Origin of the sequence: Nocardioides sp. IC4_145 (genome assembly GCF_011250565.1) — a bacterium.
Lineage (GTDB): Bacteria > Actinomycetota > Actinomycetes > Propionibacteriales > Nocardioidaceae > Nocardioides.
Genome location: NZ_JAANMS010000010.1, coordinates 1 through 15,732 on the forward strand (window position 1 = coordinate 1; position 15,732 = coordinate 15,732).

11 protein-coding genes, 1 tRNA gene and 1 other RNA gene are annotated in these 15,732 nt (G+C 74.9%); 3 read left to right on the forward strand and 10 right to left on the reverse strand.

What is annotated here, in order from left to right; genetic code table 11:
* Together G6553_RS06585 and ffs are read right to left on the reverse strand one after the other, a co-directional pair.
* Positions 1–2,009, reverse strand: a 2,009-nt coding sequence (locus G6553_RS06585; protein WP_166190315.1) for a DNA polymerase III subunit gamma and tau, incomplete at its 3' end; no start/stop codon positions are given.
* Positions 2,010–2,075: 66 nt separating this feature from the next.
* Positions 2,076–2,165, reverse strand: an RNA gene (ffs, locus tag G6553_RS06590) — signal recognition particle sRNA small type.
* 106 nt (positions 2,166–2,271) lie between these two features.
* Between ffs and G6553_RS06595 the strand changes: the two genes are divergently transcribed.
* A tRNA-Ser gene (locus tag G6553_RS06595) sits at positions 2,272–2,360 on the forward strand.
* Positions 2,361–2,579: 219 nt separating this feature from the next.
* On the opposite strand, the gene G6553_RS06600 is transcribed toward G6553_RS06595, so the two are convergent.
* The 6 genes from G6553_RS06600 to G6553_RS06625 all read right to left on the reverse strand — a co-directional run bounded on the left by G6553_RS06600 (position 2,580) and on the right by G6553_RS06625 (position 9,009).
* Entirely contained in the window at positions 2,580–3,941 is a 1,362-nt protein-coding gene (locus G6553_RS06600; RefSeq protein WP_166190317.1) for a S8 family serine peptidase, read from the reverse strand.
* Complete coding sequence (gene eccB, locus G6553_RS06605; RefSeq protein WP_166190319.1) at positions 3,932–5,359, reverse strand: type VII secretion protein EccB; 1,428 nt, start codon at positions 5,357–5,359, stop codon at positions 3,932–3,934. Before eccB ends, G6553_RS06600 begins: the two co-directional genes overlap by 10 nt.
* A 6-nt stretch (positions 5,360–5,365) precedes the next feature.
* Positions 5,366–6,718 carry a type VII secretion integral membrane protein EccD gene (gene eccD / locus G6553_RS06610; protein WP_166190321.1) on the reverse strand — a complete coding sequence of 451 codons (1,353 nt, stop codon included), beginning with the start codon at positions 6,716–6,718 and terminating at the stop codon, positions 5,366–5,368.
* Between the two features lie 124 nt (positions 6,719–6,842).
* Positions 6,843–7,139 (reverse strand): WXG100 family type VII secretion target, encoded by a 297-nt coding sequence (locus G6553_RS06615; RefSeq protein WP_166190322.1) that lies wholly within the window; start codon positions 7,137–7,139, stop codon positions 6,843–6,845.
* Between the two features lie 28 nt (positions 7,140–7,167).
* Positions 7,168–7,482 carry a WXG100 family type VII secretion target gene (locus G6553_RS06620; RefSeq protein WP_166190324.1) on the reverse strand — a complete coding sequence of 105 codons (315 nt, stop codon included), beginning with the start codon at positions 7,480–7,482 and terminating at the stop codon, positions 7,168–7,170.
* Between the two features lie 156 nt (positions 7,483–7,638).
* Positions 7,639–9,009, reverse strand: a complete 1,371-nt coding sequence (locus G6553_RS06625) for a hypothetical protein (protein ID WP_166190326.1) — start codon at positions 9,007–9,009, stop codon at positions 7,639–7,641.
* A 226-nt stretch (positions 9,010–9,235) separates the two neighbouring features.
* On the opposite strand from G6553_RS06625, the gene eccCa reads away from it, so the two are divergent.
* The gene (gene eccCa, locus G6553_RS06630; RefSeq protein WP_347565547.1) at positions 9,236–13,249 is read left to right on the forward strand and encodes a type VII secretion protein EccCa; all 4,014 of its coding nucleotides are present in this window, start codon (positions 9,236–9,238) and stop codon (positions 13,247–13,249) included.
* A gap of 48 nt (positions 13,250–13,297) precedes the next feature.
* Here eccCa and G6553_RS06635 read toward each other — a convergent pair whose 3' ends face one another.
* Positions 13,298–13,753: a nuclear transport factor 2 family protein gene (locus G6553_RS06635; RefSeq protein WP_347565548.1), complete on the reverse strand. Its 456-nt coding sequence runs from the start codon at positions 13,751–13,753 to the stop codon at positions 13,298–13,300.
* Between the two features lie 130 nt (positions 13,754–13,883).
* On the opposite strand from G6553_RS06635, the gene G6553_RS06640 reads away from it, so the two are divergent.
* Positions 13,884–14,078, forward strand: coding sequence for a hypothetical protein (locus G6553_RS06640; protein ID WP_166190330.1), 195 nt, complete (start codon positions 13,884–13,886; stop codon positions 14,076–14,078).
* A gap of 12 nt (positions 14,079–14,090) precedes the next feature.
* On the opposite strand, the gene G6553_RS06645 is transcribed toward G6553_RS06640, so the two are convergent.
* Positions 14,091–15,680, reverse strand: a complete 1,590-nt coding sequence (locus G6553_RS06645) for a helicase HerA-like domain-containing protein (protein ID WP_166190332.1) — start codon at positions 15,678–15,680, stop codon at positions 14,091–14,093.
* Positions 15,681–15,732: the final 52 nt, after the last annotated feature.

Consider the following 15,732-nt stretch of genomic DNA (forward strand, 5'->3'; position numbering starts at 1 on the left):
TTGGGGGCCTGGTCCTGCGGGTGCTGCGCCCGGCCGGCGTCGTCGTCGGGCGGTACGTCGGCCCAGGCCGGCGGGCCGTCCTGGCCGGGGGGCGGCCCCTCGCGGAACGGCGGCTCGGGCTGCGCGCCCGGCTGCACCGCGGGTGCGGTCGGCTGGCCCGGCTGCGCCCACGGCGGCGGGTCCGCCGGGGCGGCCGGGCCCGAGGCCGGACCGGACGCGGGCGGGGGCGGCGGCACGTCGGCCCGGGCGCCGGGATCGACGATGGTCTCGATCCGCCAGTCGGAGCCGACCACGTCGATCGCCGCTTGGCGCACGATCTCCGCGCTGCCGCCGTTGTCGAAGGAGTCGCGGGCGCCGGCGTTGGTGAAGCCCAGCGTCAGCGTCCTGGCGTCGACCGCCACGACCTGCGCGTGCTGGGTGAGGTGGATCCAGGTGACCCGGCGCCGCAGCTTGGTGGCCTCGACGATGTCCGGCCACAGCCGGCGCACGTCGACCAGGGTCAGCCCGCCCGGCTCGGCCGGCTGCTGGGCCGCGGGCGCCTGCTTAGCCGGCGCCGGAGTCGTGGGAGCGGGCGTCGGAGGAGCCGGGACCGCGGCGGGCGCGGCCTGGCTCGGCGCCGGAGCCGGCTCGGCCGGCGCCGGGGCCGGCGGCTCGGCGGCGGGCCGCTCGGGAGGGGCGGGCGCGGCCTCCGGTGGCAGCGAGACCGTGGTGGCGGGGGCGACGTGCGGCACCGTCCGGACGGGCGTGACCGGCTCGGGCTCGTGGGCCAGCGGCGCCGGGCGGTCCTGGGCCGGGGCGACCGGAGCGGCCGACGCGGTCGCGGCGGCGGACGGCGTACCGCTGATGGACACGCGCTTCTCGAGCCGGTCCAGCCGGGCCGCGAGGCCCTCGACGCCGTGGTCGGCGCCCGGCAGCAGCACGCGCGCGCAGATCAGCTCGAGCAGCAGCCGCGGCGCGGTCGCACCGCGCATCTCGGTCAGGCCGGTGGCGACGATGTCGGCCGCGCGGCTCAGGTCGTGGGCACCGAACCGGGCGGCTTGGGCGACCAGCCGCTCCGCCTGGTCCTCCGAGACGTCGATCAGGCCGGTGGCCGGCGCGTCGGGGACCGCGGCGACGATCACGAGGTCGCGGAGCCGCCGCAGGAGGTCCTCGGTGAACCGGCGCGGGTCCTGGCCGGTCTCGATCACCTTGTCGACCACGCCGAAGACCGCCGACCCGTCCCCGGCGGCGAACGCGTCGACGACCTCGTCGAGCAGGGTGTCCGGGGTGTAGCCGAGCAGCCCGGTCGCGAGCTGGTGGGTGACGCCGTCGGGTCCCGCGCCGCCCAGCAGCTGGTCGAGGACCGAGAGCGTGTCGCGGGCCGAGCCGGCGCCGGCACGGACGACGAGCGGCAGCGCCGCCGGCTCGATGTCGACGCCCTCCTGCTGGCACAGCTCGGAGAGGTACGACGACAGCAGCCGCGGCGGGATCAGCCGGAACGGGTAGTGGTGCGTGCGCGAGCGGATCGTCGGCAGCACCTTGTCCGGCTCGGTGGTCGCGAAGATGAACCGCAGGTGGGGCGGGGGCTCCTCCACCAGCTTCAGCAGGGCGTTGAAGCCCTGCGTGGTCACCATGTGCGCCTCGTCGATGATGTAGACCTTGTAGCGGCTGCGCACCGGCGCGAAGAACGCCTTCTCCCGCAGGTCGCGCGCGTCGTCGACGCCGCCGTGGGAGGCCGCGTCGATCTCGATGACGTCGATCGAGCCGGGCCCGCCCCGGGCCAGGTCGCGGCAGCTCTGGCACTCCCCGCACGGGTCGGCGACCGGCGCCTTCTCGCAGTTCAGCGCGCGCGCCAGGATGCGCGCCGACGTCGTCTTGCCGCACCCGCGCGGGCCGGAGAACAGGTAGGCGTGGTTGACCCGGTTGTTCGCGAGCGCGGCACGCAGCGGCTCGGTGACGTGGTCCTGGCCGATGACCTCACGGAACGTCTCCGGCCGGTAGCGGCGGTACAGCGCGAGGGGTGACTCCACGCCAGAACACTAACCACCGGCACCGACATCCCGACAGGCCGCCGGACCGGCCCGCCCCGGGAACGCAAAGGCCCCCCGTGCACCCGGCAGAGCCCACTTGCCCTTGCTGCCTTCCGGCCCTGGGGGATTGGGTGAGGTACCGCCGCACGGGGGGTTGCCCCGGAGTCTAGGCGAGCCCCGGCGGGACGACCAACACCAGCCCGCTCCCGCCGGCCCGGGAGCGATTTCACCGGCGTCGCCGGTGACCGGTACGCTCCTCCGCGGAGGATTCGCCTAGTGGCCTATGGCGCTCGCTTGGAAAGCGGGTTGGGTTAACAGCCCTCAGGGGTTCGAATCCCCTATCCTCCGCCACCCGGACGGCGTCGCACTCGTGTGCGGCGCCGTTCGTCGTCTGTGGGGCACCCCCCGGTCGAGCAGCGCAGGCCGGCTGGCGGCCTGGGCGATGTCGAGACGAGACCCGGGGGCGGGCGCAGGGGCGCCGCCACGGTCACCGGGTTTCGACACGGCTCGCTGGCGCTCGCCTGCTCAACCAGCGACGGGCCTGACGGCCCTCCTCGACCAGCCGAGCGGTCAGGAGCGGCGGCGGGCGAGGACCGGGCGGAGGACGAGGGCGAGGAGGAGGGCACCGCCGCCGACGAGGCCCCACCAGACCGCGCGGTCGCGGGCGCCGGAGAGCAGGTCGACCTCCTCGGGCGGGGCGGTCGCGCGCTCGACGGAGCGGCCCTCGGTGGAGGCGGCCTCGAGGGTGCCGTCCTTCCTCGGGCGCAGCGACCGGGTCAGCGCCTCGTAGGGCTGGACGACCCCGGCGCCGGTCTGGACGTTGGGCTGCTCGTCGCTCGCGCTGGCGGTGGCGAGCAGCCGGGCGACGACCTGGTCGGCGGTCTCGTCGGGGTAGGCGGACCGCAGCATCGCCACCACGCCGGAGACCACGGCCGCCGCCCAGGAGGTGTAGAACCCCGACACCCCGCACGACCCGCCGTCGAGGCCGTAGGAGACCAGCCCGTGCGTCGGCACGGCCACGTCGATGTCGCTGCTCTGGAGCACCTGATCGGTCGCGTCGCCGGCGTCGGTCCCGTCGGCGGTGGCGCTCACCGCGACCACCTCGTCGTACGCCGCCGGCCACACGAGCCCGGCTGCGTCCTCCCCCGGCTTCGGGCCCGTGCTCCCCTCGTCCTCCGCGGCGTCGGGGTCGGGGCCGAACTCCGCGTAGAGCGGGTCGGTCTCCTGCTCGGGCCGGTTGCCGCTGGCGGCCACCACCACGACGTCCGCGGCGTCGAGCCGCTCGAGCACCCGGGTCAGCGGCGGGTACTCCCCGATCGCCAGCGAGACGTTGACGACGCCGATCCCCAGGCGCTCGGCGTTGGCGGCGACCCACTCGAGCCCGGCGACCAGGTTCGTCGGCTGGACGGGGTCCTCGTCCTCCGCGCCGCCGGCGGAGTCGTAGACGCGCACGTCGACGATCTCGGCGCCCGGCGCCACGCCGACCAGTCGTCCGCTGTCGTCGTCCCCGGCTGCCCCGTCCCTGGGCTCGTCGGCCCCGTCACCGCTGCGCGGGGCGCCGGCGATGATGCCGGCCACGATCGTGCCGTGCGCCTCCACCACCTCCGGCTTCTTGCTGATCCGGGGAGGTCTGTCACCGGCGACGGGGATCGCCGTGCCCGCCGCCCTCGGCGCGACCCCGGAGTCCACCACGGCGACCCGGACGCCCGCCCCCGGCCGCTTGCGCTGGGCGGCGAACCAGGTGTGCGCCCGCTCGACGCCGAGGAGGTCGAGCGGGACGCTCGGGTCGGTCGAGGACGAGGGTGCCGGCGCGTCCGCCGCGGTCGAGGTGCAGTCGACGGTCTCGGCGTGCGCGGGCCCCACCGGCACCAGCACGAACGCCGCCACGGCCGGAGCGAGCGCACCGGCCACGACCGCGCGGGTCACTCGCACGTCGACTCCCGGCCGGGCTGCTCCGGCGGGCACAGCGCGGCGTCCACCGAGAGCGGGACCCCCTTGTCGAACAGCTTGACCCAGCTGTCCGGGACCACCGGCGGATCCACCGAGGCGTACCCGAGCCGGTCCGCGACCTCGCGGCCGACGAGCGCGTAGGCGACGCCCTTGGCGTCCACGAGGTACGGCGTGCCGATCTCACGGCCGTCCCAGCTGCCGCTGAGCGCGTAGGCGCCGCGGCCCGCGTCGACGGAGCTCTCCACGTTGGCCGCAGGGACGGCCCGCGCGACCGCCGAGGCCTCCGGGGTGGGGTCGGTCGCGAGCCGGACGACGGGGGCGCCGTCGGGGTCGGCGCGGAGCACGGCGCAGTGCTCGCCGTCCACGTCGGCGAGGGCGTCGGCCGGCCAGCGGGCCTGCTCGTACGCCGGCACCACCTGCCGCAGCTGCGGGTCGCCGGAGGGCCGGAGCGTGCGCGGCTCGTAGCCGGCCGGCTTCTCGACGCTGGCGTAGACCGCGGCGGCGAACGGCGTGAGGCTGACCGGTGCCCCCTTGGTCACCAGCAGCTCGATGCCGGCGGACTCGTACCGGTCGCCGACCCGGGCGTCGCCGGGCAGGCCGTCCTGGCCCGCGACGTCGGACCGCTCGCCGTACCCCTGGAGCCCGAAGCTGGCGAAGCTCAGCGCACCGCCCGAGGGGAAGAGCGCCAGCCACCGCTGCGGCACCTCGACGGCCTCGTCGCGGATGGGCAGCCCGAGCTGCTCGAGCAGCAGGTCGACCGACCCGCGGTCCGGCACGAGGTAGCTGTGCGCGCGGGTCTGGCCGCTGTCGTCCGGCGTGGCCGACTCGGCGAGCAGGTAGACCCGGCCGCGGGACCGCACGAGCATCCCGGCACCGCTGAGCTCGCGGACCCGGGTCTCCTCGGAGACGTCGACGGTGACCCCGGCGCCGGTGCCGGTGCAGGCCGTCCAGCCCGACTCCAGCAACAGGTCCGCGTCGGGCACCGTCGCCGGCGCGTTGAGGATGCCGATGTCCTCGCCGATCGTGTGCTTGTCGATCTCGGACTGCTTGACCACCTTCGGGTCGAGGTCGGAGCCGAGGATCAGCTGGGCCGAGGTCACGTTGATGACGGGGCGGAGCACGGGGTCGTCGCCGCCCTCGAGGATGACGTACGCCGCCCCGCGCTCCTTGGAGACCACGAGACCGCCGTCGGTCCAGCCGCTCGGCGACCGCGGGCTGAGGATCGACGCGATCGCCGCGCCGGCGACCAGCAGCACGGCCAGCGCGACGCCGCCCACCACGGTCCGGCCGGGCCGGGTCGGCTCCACCTCACGGCCGCCGGGCGCGCCGGAGACGAACGCGGTGACCAGGCGGCGCCGGCTGAAGGCGTGCGCCTCGACGAGGTCCTTCTTGGTGGCCATCGGCGACTAGCCCCGCACGGCCGCGAAGACGCCGGTCGCGAGGACCGTGAGCGGCAGCAGCGCGAGCAGGCAGACCGACTCGGCGAGGTCGCCGAGCCGGCCGCGCCGCAGCGACGGGGTGGCCGGCAGCAGGGTGGCGGCGAGCAGCACGGCGCCGGTCGCGGCGAGCGCGACCGCTCCGGCCGGTCGCCAGTCCGGGTGCAGCCACAGCACGGCGATCGCCACCGACACCAGGCCCGCGATGCCGGAGACGAGCCCGACGAGCACCTCGGACCCGGTGCGGTACTGCCGGGTGCGCAGCATGACCACGATGCAGGCGACCACCGCGAGGATGGTGCCGGAGAGGCCGAGCGCGACGGCGAGCGGCGCGATGATGACGAGCAGCAGGCCGACGGTCGCGGAGATGCCCAGCAGGATCTCGTGGGCGACGCGGGCGTCGGACTGGACACGGACGGGGTCGATCTCGGCGGGGTCGGCGGTGATGTCGGCGACGGTGTAGAGCTGCTCGACGCTCGTCCCGGTGGCGCCGAGCGCCAGCCACGGGAAGATCGAGCCGGCGAGGACGACCAGCACCAGCGTCGTGGTCAGCACGACCCGGTGGTCGACGTCGACGGCGTTCATGACCAGCCCGGTCGCGAGCAGCACCGCACCGACCACGACCGGCGGCGACACCAGGGTCCGGCCCTCACCGAGGCCGACCAGCGCGACGAGCCCCGCGAGCAGCGCACCACCACCGGCGGCCGCCATCGGCAGCCCGAAGAGGTAGTCGTCCGTGACGAGCATCAGGCCGGCCACGGCGGCGTACGCCGCTCCCATCCACGCGACCGCGACGGCCGCCTCGGGCTCGTCCTGGGCGCGCGAGAGCACGATCGCGCCGGCGACCAGCGCGACCGCGACGGTGGCGGCTGCCACCCCGGCGAGCAGCGAGCCGCGCTGGATGAGCAGGGCCACCGCACCCAGCGCCATGAGCAGGCCGGCGGCCGCGAGGGCGGTACGCCGTCCCGACGCGGGCTCCCACGGCTTGAGGTCGCGCTCGACGACGTCGGTCATCGCCTCGACCACGTCGTCGTAGACCCGCGGCGGCTCGTCGTCGACGCCGGCGGAGACGGTGAGCAGGCCGCCGTCCTCGATGCCCTGGATGGTGAGGCCCGCGTCGCCGGCGAGCTCGCGCCCCTCGGCGGTGACGACGCGGTAGCCGCCGTACACGGTCGCGGGGTCCAGGAGGCCCACGCTGCGCGCGAGCTCGGGGAGGAGCTCGGCGACGGGAACCGCGCCGGGGAGCACCAGGTCGACCCGCCGGGTGCCCGAGGCCACCGTCACCCGGACCAGTCCGGACGTGCTGGTGGGCGCCTGGCTCATCGTGTCTCCTCGCGGGGGTGTCGCCGGTCGGCCGGGCGCAGCCTAGCGCCGGCGCAGAGTCCTCGAAGGGGCCGGCGCCACGGCGCCGACCCCTTCGAGGTGTGTTGCTGTGCTGGTGCTGCCGTCAGCCGCCGAAGGCGGCCGCGCCGCGCTTGTCCGCGGCGGAGTAGTCGGCGTTGGACTGGCTGACCGCCGCGCTCGTGTCCTGGAGGATGTTGCGCATCTCGGTGATCGCGGTGTCCCACTTGGCCTTGGCCACGTGGTAGGCCTGCTGGGCCTGGCCGTCCCAGTCGCTGCGGAGCGGCGCGAGCTCGCTCTCGAGGCGGTTGAGGCGGTCGTCGATGTTCTTCACGCCCTGCATGAGGTCCGCCGCAGCGGTGTCCAGGCCGGCGTGGTTGACGCGGATGCCGTCGAGGTTCATGTCGTTGTCTCCCTTGAGGTCCTGGTGGTCACTGCAGGCGGCTGGCGATGCGGCTCATGCCGCCGCCGCTCTCCTGGTCGGTGTTGACGTTCAGCTGCTCGGTCGAGGTGAGCGAGGCGGCGAAGTCGTCGAGCGCGTTGACGATCGTGCGCTGCTTCTCGTTCCAGGTCTGGTGGAGGGTGAAGAAGGCACGGCCGCCCTCGCCCACCCACTTGCCCTGGAGGGCGCTGAGCTGGTCGCTCAGCGTGCCGGCGAGGCTGATGAAGTCACTGCGTGCGTCCGACACCATGCCGGCCGCGCGGCTGAGTGTTGCTTCTCCCTGTCCGAAGTTGCCCTGCGACATGTCGCTTCTCCTCACGTGGTCAGCGGCAGTCGCCGCCGGTCGGTTGTCCCCGAGCTCCGGGATGGCCGTCCCGGCTGCTGCTCGTCAGGTCTGGGGGCCCGCTCGGTCGCCCGGGCGGACAGGCATCGATCTACCCGGCGCCCCGACCCCTAAACCTCAGAACGTCCTTTCCCACAGGGCACGGAAGAGACCGACCGCGACGACCACCGACGCGACCGCGAAGGACCCGCAGACGCCCTCGAGGACCTCGGCCCGCCGCGACCACCAGGCCGAGCGCCAGCCGCGCCCGGTCGCGACCGCGACCACCACCAGGAGGACGGCGACCAGCACCGCGGTGCCCGCGACGGTCGTGCCCCAGCCGCCGCCCAGGTGGTCGAGCAGGTGCACCAAGAGGGCGACCTCGCAGGCGAGGCCCGCGGCGCGCAGCAGGCTGCGGGCGGCCACGTGGCGGTAGCTGCGCGCGGCCAGCAGCAGGCTCGCACCGGAGGCGCCGACCAGCACCCGCGCGCCGATCCGGTCCATCGGGACGGTTGCGGTGGCCAGCAGGAGCGGCGCGGAGACCGCGGCGACGGCGAGCACGGCGACCGAGGCGGCGGTGATGACGCGGGAGCCACGGGCGGCGACCTCGGCCACCGCGTGCGGTCGGACGATCGTGCGGCCGCGCCGGCCGCGCGGCTGCTCGCGCGCCGACCAGGCGGTCACTGCCAGCCGTTCGAGGTCGACCAGCAGCTGGTCGGGCACGTCGACGGCCCACCCGGGCACGAGCCGCGCCGCGAGGACCGCGGCGACCAGCAGCACGGCCCACACGACCTGCTCGGAGAACCCGGCGAGAGCGGCGAGGACGGTGACGCCGAAGACGCTGCTGCCGACCAGCATCCAGGTCCGCAGCGCCTCCTCCGACCGCTGGTCGAGCGCCCGCGCGACCGCGGCGGCGACGGCCGCCACGAGCGCGGTCGTACCGACGACCGTCGGGAGCCGCTCGGGAGCGGGGTCCCAGAGGACGGCGAACGCCGCCGCGCCGGCGAACGCCGGGGCGGCGACCGCCCGGTGCCCGGCGAAGCGGCCGACGGGCAGGACCGCCAGCAGCGCGGCGAGCGCCAGCAGCACGGTCGCCGCGTCGCGCAGGTCCCCGGGCCCGGCCTGGGCGGCGAACCACCCGGCCAGGCCGGCCGCGGCCGAGGCGACGCAGAACCACAGCACCGACAGCGGCCCGGGCTCACCCGTGCGCGACGCCGCGGCCGACCGGGACCGGTCGCCCGACCCGTCGGGCGTCGAGGCGGCGGCCTCGCCGGGCAGGAGCGCGACGAGCACGGTGCCCGCGTCGACCCCGACGTCCGCGAGCACGGCGTCGTCGGGGAGCGCGGCGCCGGTCGCGCGGGCGAGCGCCGGGACCGCGGCCAGGCCGGCCTGCTCGGCGTACGCCGTGGCGACGTCGCGCGCGGACGCCTCGGCGGGCACCACCAGGTCGACGACGCCGGCGGAGCCGTGCACGCTGAGCGTGAGCACGTCGGTGGTGCCCCCGGCCATCGGTCCTCCCGTGACGGTGCTGTGACCCTGCTACGACCCTGATGCGGCGTGTGCGCCCGGTGGCTCAGGAGGGTAGCGGGGCCGCTGGTGGGCGCTTCCCGCCCTGCCTATCATCGAGCGACCGCGAGCAGGGTTGGGCGGCCGTCGCCGGGGCACGATGGCGCCGGAGCCGCCCACGTCGGCTCGTCCGCGGACACGGCCGTGAGGCCTTTCAAGGAGCCTGGGTGTGAGTACGACGCTTCGCGGGGCACGCGCCGACGAGCCGGAGATGCCCTCCGGCCAGCTCGTGCTCCAGCCCCCGCCGCAGATCGAGCAGCACGAGGGCGCGGCGGGCGTGCTCATGAACGCGATCCCGATGCTCGGCAGCCTCGGCTCGATCGTCCTGGTCGCGACGATGGCGGGCCAGGGCGGCGGCAGCTCCAGCCGCAGCTTCATCGCCGCGGGCATGTTCCTCTTCGCCACGATCGGCTTCATCGTCGTCCAGATCGACCGACAGCGGAAGCAGCGCGCCCAGCAGGTCACCGGCTCCCGCACGGAGTACCTGCGCTACCTCGCCACCGTGCGCAAGCTCGCGCGCGAGTCCGCCGACCAGCAGCGCCGCGCGCTCGCCTGGCACCACCCCGAGCCGAGCGCGCTGCCCGCGATCGCCGACGAGCGGTCCCGGGTCTGGGAGCGCGGCGCGAGCGACCCGCGCTTCCTCCAGGTGCGCTACGGCACCTGCGCGCAGCCGCTCGCCGTCGAGCTGGTGCCGCCGGACAGCGCGCCCATCGACCAGGTCGACCCGGCCGCCGCCTCCGCGCTGCACCGGCTGCTCGTGGTGCACCGGCTCCAGCCCGACCTGCCCGCGTCGGTGGACCTGCGCGCGTTCGACCGGATCGAGGTGTGCGGTCCGGAGGACCCCTCCCGCGCGCTGGCCCGCTCGATGATCTGCGAGGCGGCCACCTTCCACTCCCCCGAGCACCTCGTCGTCGCCGTCCTCGCCTCCGAGCAGAACCTCGCGCACTGGGACTGGGTCAAGTGGCTCCCGCACGCCCAGAGCGCCCACCAGTCCGACGCGGTGGGACCGATGCGGATGGTGACCACGAACCTCGCCGACCTCGCGGCGCTGCTGCCGCCCGACCTCGCCGACCGCCCGCGCTTCGGCGCCGACGAGCGGCCCGCCAGCCCGCACATCCTGCTCGTCGTCGACGGCGGCGAGCTGCCACCGGGCAACCACGTCGTCCCGCCCGACGGCCTCCACGGCATGACGATCCTCGACCTGCCGGCCCGCTGGGACGAGCTCGAGGACGCCACCCGCCTGCGGATCCAGGTCGAGGGCCGCACCACCCGCGACGGCCGGCAGCCGGTGCTCGCGCTGCGGCTGCGCGAGGAGCCGATCCCCGCCAAGGCCGACCAGTGCGACCTGGCCACCGCCGAGGCGTGCGCCCGCCGGCTGACCCCGCTGCACACCGTGGCCTCGGGCACGGTCGAGCAGCCGACCAGCGGCGAGATCACCGGCCCGAGCGACTTCATGGACCTGCTGGGGCTGGGCGACGTACGCCGCTTCGAGCCGACCGCCGCCTGGCGGCCGCGCCCCGCGCGCGACCGGCTGCGCGTGCCGATCGGCCTCGGCGAGGGCGGGGCGATGGTCCACCTCGACATCAAGGAGTCCGCGCAGCAGGGCATGGGCCCGCACGGCCTGGTCATCGGCGCGACCGGCTCCGGCAAGTCGGAGTTCCTGCGCACGCTCGTGCTCGGCCTCGCGATGACCCACAGCCCCGAGCAGCTGAACATGGTGCTCGTCGACTTCAAGGGCGGCGCGACCTTCGCCGGCATGAGCGAGATGCCGCACGTCTCGGCGGTCATCACGAACCTCGAGAACGAGCTGACCCTCGTCGACCGCATGCAGGACGCCCTGTCCGGCGAGATGGTGCGCCGCCAGGAGCTGCTGCGCGACGCGGGCAACTACGCCTCGGTCCGCGACTACGAGAAGGCCCGCAGCGCCGGCGAGGACCTCGCGCCGCTGCCGTCGCTGTTCATCGTGGTCGACGAGTTCTCCGAGATGCTCTCGGCCAAGCCGGAGTTCATCGACCTCTTCGTGGCCATCGGACGCCTCGGCCGGTCGCTGGGGCTGCACCTGCTGCTGGCCTCGCAGCGCCTGGAGGAGGGCCGGCTGCGCGGCCTGGAGTCGCACCTGTCCTACCGGGTCGGCCTGCGCACGTTCAGCGCGCAGGAGTCCCGGGCGGTCCTGGGGGTGCCGGACGCCTACGAGCTGCCGCCGGTGCCCGGCCTGGGCTACCTCAAGCCCGACCCGACGTCGATGGTGCGGTTCAAGGCGGCGTACGTCTCCGGTCCGCCGTCGGGCCGCAGGCGGGTGCGTCGCGACGAGGGCGGCCACGTGCGCGGCATCCTGCCGTTCACCGTCGCCGAGGTGCTGACCCTCGAGGTGCCCGAGGCCGACGAGCCGGAGCCGACGCCGGTCGCCGAGCCCGAGAGCCAGGAGTCGCTGCTCGACATCGCCGTCGAGCACATGGTCGGCCAGGGCCCGGCCGCCCACCAGGTGTGGCTGCCGCCCCTCGACGTGCCCGACACCCTCGACGAGCTCATGGACCTCGCCGAGCACCCCGAGCTCGGCCTGGTCGCCCCCGCCTGGCGCGACCTCGGGGGCCTGGTCGTGCCGCTCGGCACCGTCGACCGCCCCCGCGAGCAGCGGCGCGACACGCTCACGGTCGACCTGAGCGGCGCCGGCGGCCACGTCGCCGTCGTCGGCGGGCCACGGTCGGGCAAGAGCACGCTGCTGCGGACAATCGTCACCAGCATGTCGCTGACCACCACCCCGCTCGAGACGCAGTTCTTCGTGCTCGACTTCGGTGGCGGCACGTTCGCCCCGATGGCCTCCCTGCCGCACGTCGCCGGCGTCGGCAGCCGCGCCGAGCCCGACGTCGTACGCCGGGTGCTCGCGGAGGTCCGCGGGATCATCGACCGCCGCGAGGCGTACTTCCGCGCCAACGGCATCGACTCCATCGAGACCTACCGCTCGCGTCGGGCGGCCGGGCGCGTGGACGACGGCTACGGCGACGTGTTCCTCGTCGTCGACGGCTGGAGCACGATCCGCGCCGACTTCGACGACCTGGAGATGGAGATCCAGCAGCTCGCCACCCGTGGTCTGACCTTCGGCTTCCACGTGGTGGCCGGGGCCAGCCGGTGGGCGGACTTCCGTGCGGCGATGCGGGACATGTTCGGCACCCGGCTCGAGCTGCGCCTCGGCGACGCGATGGACTCCGAGATCGACCGCAAGATCGCGCAGCTGGTGCCGGCCGGGCGACCCGGCCGCGGCCTGGTCCCGGGCAAGCTGCACTTCCTCGGCGCGCTGCCGCGCATCGACGGCACGCCCGACTCCGAGAGCCTCGGCGACGGCGTGGACGACCTGGTCAAGCGGGTCGCCTCGGCGTGGACCGGGCCCGCGGGGCCGAAGCTGCGGCTGCTGCCCGAGCGGATCGACCTCGCCGACCTGCGCCGCCTCGCCGGAGCCGACGAGAGCACCGCCCCCGAGGACGTCACCGACAAGCGGATCCTGCTCGGCATCAACGAGAAGGAGCTCGCCCCGGTCGGGCTCGACCCCGACAGCGAGCCGCACCTGCTCGTCTTCGGCGACGGCCAGTCCGGCAAGAGCGCGCTGCTGCGGACCTACCTCAAGGAGGTCATGCGCACCCGCAGCCCCAAGCAGGCGCAGATCATGGTGGTCGACTACCGCCGCTCGCTGCTGGGCGAGGTGCCCGAGGAGTACCTGCTCGGCTACCTCACCTCCGCCACCCAGGCCCAGCCGCAGCTCAAGGACCTCGCGGCGTACCTCGAGAGCCGGATCCCCGGCCCGGACGTCACGCCCGAGCAGCTGCGCAACCGCAGCTGGTGGAGCGGCGCGGAGGTGTTCGTCGTGGTCGACGACTACGACCTCGTCGCCACCCAGCAGTCCTCGCCGGTCGCGGCGCTGCAGCCGCTCATGGCCCAGGCGCGCGACGTCGGCATGCACGTGGTGGTGGCCCGCCGTTCCGGCGGCGCGTCCCGCGCGCTCTACGAGCCGGTCATCCAGTCGATGCGCGACCTGGCGATGCCGGGCCTGCTGCTGTCCGGCAGCCCCGACGAGGGTCCGCTGCTGGGCAACCTGCGGCCCCAGCCGGCCCCGCCGGGGCGCGGCCGGCTGCTCACCCGCGACCGGGGGCTCGACGTCGTGCAGACCGCGTGGACCGACATGGCGCTGTAGGTCGCGCGGGGATCGCGGGGAGCGCTGCGAGCCGGGTGGCCCCGGGGATCACACGTGGGTGTGGGACCCCGGGCCGCTGATCTTCAGGCTCGGCACGTCGTCCATGCTCCAGGTCATCTCGTAGGTACGGCGGTAGCCGGTGTGCGCGACCCGCCAGCCGGCCGGCGTCCGCACGTAGCGGTCGGTGTAGATCGCCGCGCCCTCCAGGACGAAGCGGAAGGCCTCCACGATCACCTTGTCCTGGAGGTACCAGTGACCCGTCGCGGTGTCGCCCTGGACGGTGATCTCGGGGTGGTGGGCCTGGTGGAGGGTGATCATCCCCTCGACGACGTTCTCGCGCATGTAGCCGACCAGCGCGGCGCGGTCGTCGAAGACCAGCCCGTTGTAGTCGCCGGTCGCCTCCGGCACGAAGCACTGCTCGAAGTCGTCCCACTGCTTGGTGTCGAGCGTGCGCAGGTAGCGGTACTTCAGCCGGCAGATCTCGTCCACGTCGGTGCTGGTCACGCGTGCAACGTAGATCACACCGCCGCCCCGCGTCGTGGAACCTGCTCGTAACCGCGCGTCAATCCCCCGGCGACGTACGCCCTCCACGCTGGTGCCACCCCCATCCACCAGCCAGCCCGAGGAGGCCGTCATGGAGAACCCCATCGCGATCGACCCCGCCCCGTCCACCTTCGAGGAGCGCCTCGACCGGATCCGTGCCCAGCGGGTGGCCCTGCGCCTGCGCCACTCCCAGGCGCTGGCCCGGCTGATGGAGGAGCGCGAGGACCTGCGCGGCGTGCACGCGCTCGCCGACTTCGTCGACGACTCGCTGCGCTGGTCCGCCTGAGGGCTGCCCGCCCTAGCGCCGACCGGTGCGGAACACGCCGCGGGCGATCTCCCGGGCCGCGGTGCGCATGACGTCGCGGAAGACCTTCGACTCCACGACGTCCCGCACCAGGTCCGGCTCCCTCTGCGGCGCTCTCCGGCCGGCCGGCTTGCGCGCGGGCTTCCGCCGCCGCGGCTCCGGCTCCACGGGCTCCGCCCCGGCGGCCCGCGCCTCGGCCGCCCGCTCCTCGGCGGCCTTGCGTGCGCCCTCCTCGAGGCGGGCGGCCAAGCGCTCGCGGGCGGAGTCGCGGTCGACGGCGGTGCCGTACTTCTCCCGGAGCGGGCTCGCCGCGACCAGCGCCGCCTGCGCGGCCGGGTCGCTCGGCGCCATCAGCGACTGCGGCGCGCGCAGCCGGGTCCAGGCGACCGGCGTCGGGGCGCCGCGCTCGTCCATGACCGTGACGACCGCCTCGCCGATGCCCAGGCCGGTGATGACGCGGCCGAGGTCGTCGTAGCCGGAGTGCGGGTACGTCGACACGGTCGCCTTCAGCGCCTTCGCGTCGTTCGGCGTGTGCGCGCGGAGCTGGTGCTGGATGCGCGAGCCGAGCTGGGCGAGCACCTCGTCGGGCACGTCGGTCGGGCTCTGGGTCACGAAGACGACCCCGACGCCCTTCGAGCGGATCAGCCGGACGGTCTGGGCGACCTGCTCGAGGAACGCCTTCGAGGCGTCGCGGAAGAGCAGGTGCGCCTCGTCGAAGAAGAAGACCAGCTTGGGCCGGTCGATGTCGCCGACCTCGGGCAGGTCGTGGAAGAGGTCGGCCAGCAGCCAGAGCAGGAACGTCGAGAACATCGCCGGCCGGTCCTGCAGCTCGGCGAGCTCGACCAGCGACACGACGCCGCGGCCGTCCTCGGTGGTGCGCAGCAGGTCGACGGTGTCGAGCTCGGGCTCGCCGAAGAACGCCCCCGCGCCCTGCGCCTCGAGCGCCACCAGCTCGCGCAGGATGACGCCGGCCGTCGCGGTCGACAGCCCGCCGAGGGTCTTCAGCTCCGCCCGGCCCTCGTCGCTCAGCAGGTGCGCGACCACGGCCCGCAGGTCGGCCAGGTCCAGCAGCGGCAGCCCGGCCTGGTCGGCGTAGTGGAAGACCAGGCCGAGGCTGGACTCCTGGGTGTCGTTGAGGTCGAGCACCTTGGCGAGGAGGATCGGCCCGAACGCGCTGACGGTGACCCGCAGCGGCACGCCGGTGCCGATGCCGCCGATGGCGAGCAGCTCGACGGGGTACGCCGCCGGCGACCACTGCTGACCCACCGACGCCGCGCGCTCGACCACCTTCGGCGACTCCTCGCCCGGGCTCGCCATGCCCGAGAGGTCGCCCTTGACGTCCGCGGCGAAGACCGGCACGCCCGCCGCGCTCAGCTGCTCGGCGAGCAGCTGCAGCGTCTTGGTCTTGCCGGTGCCGGTCGCGCCGGCGACCAGGCCGTGCCGGTTGAGCATCGCGATCGGGATCCGCACCGGCACTTCGGTGAGGGTGTCCGCGTCGACGAGCAGCCGGCCGAGCTCGAGCGCCGGGCCCTCGAAGCCGTAGCCGGCGGCGACCGTGGCGGCGAGCTGATCGGGGTCGGCCATCCCGGCAGCGTAGCGAGCGGCACGCGACGTACGCCCCGTCCTGCGGCGCGGC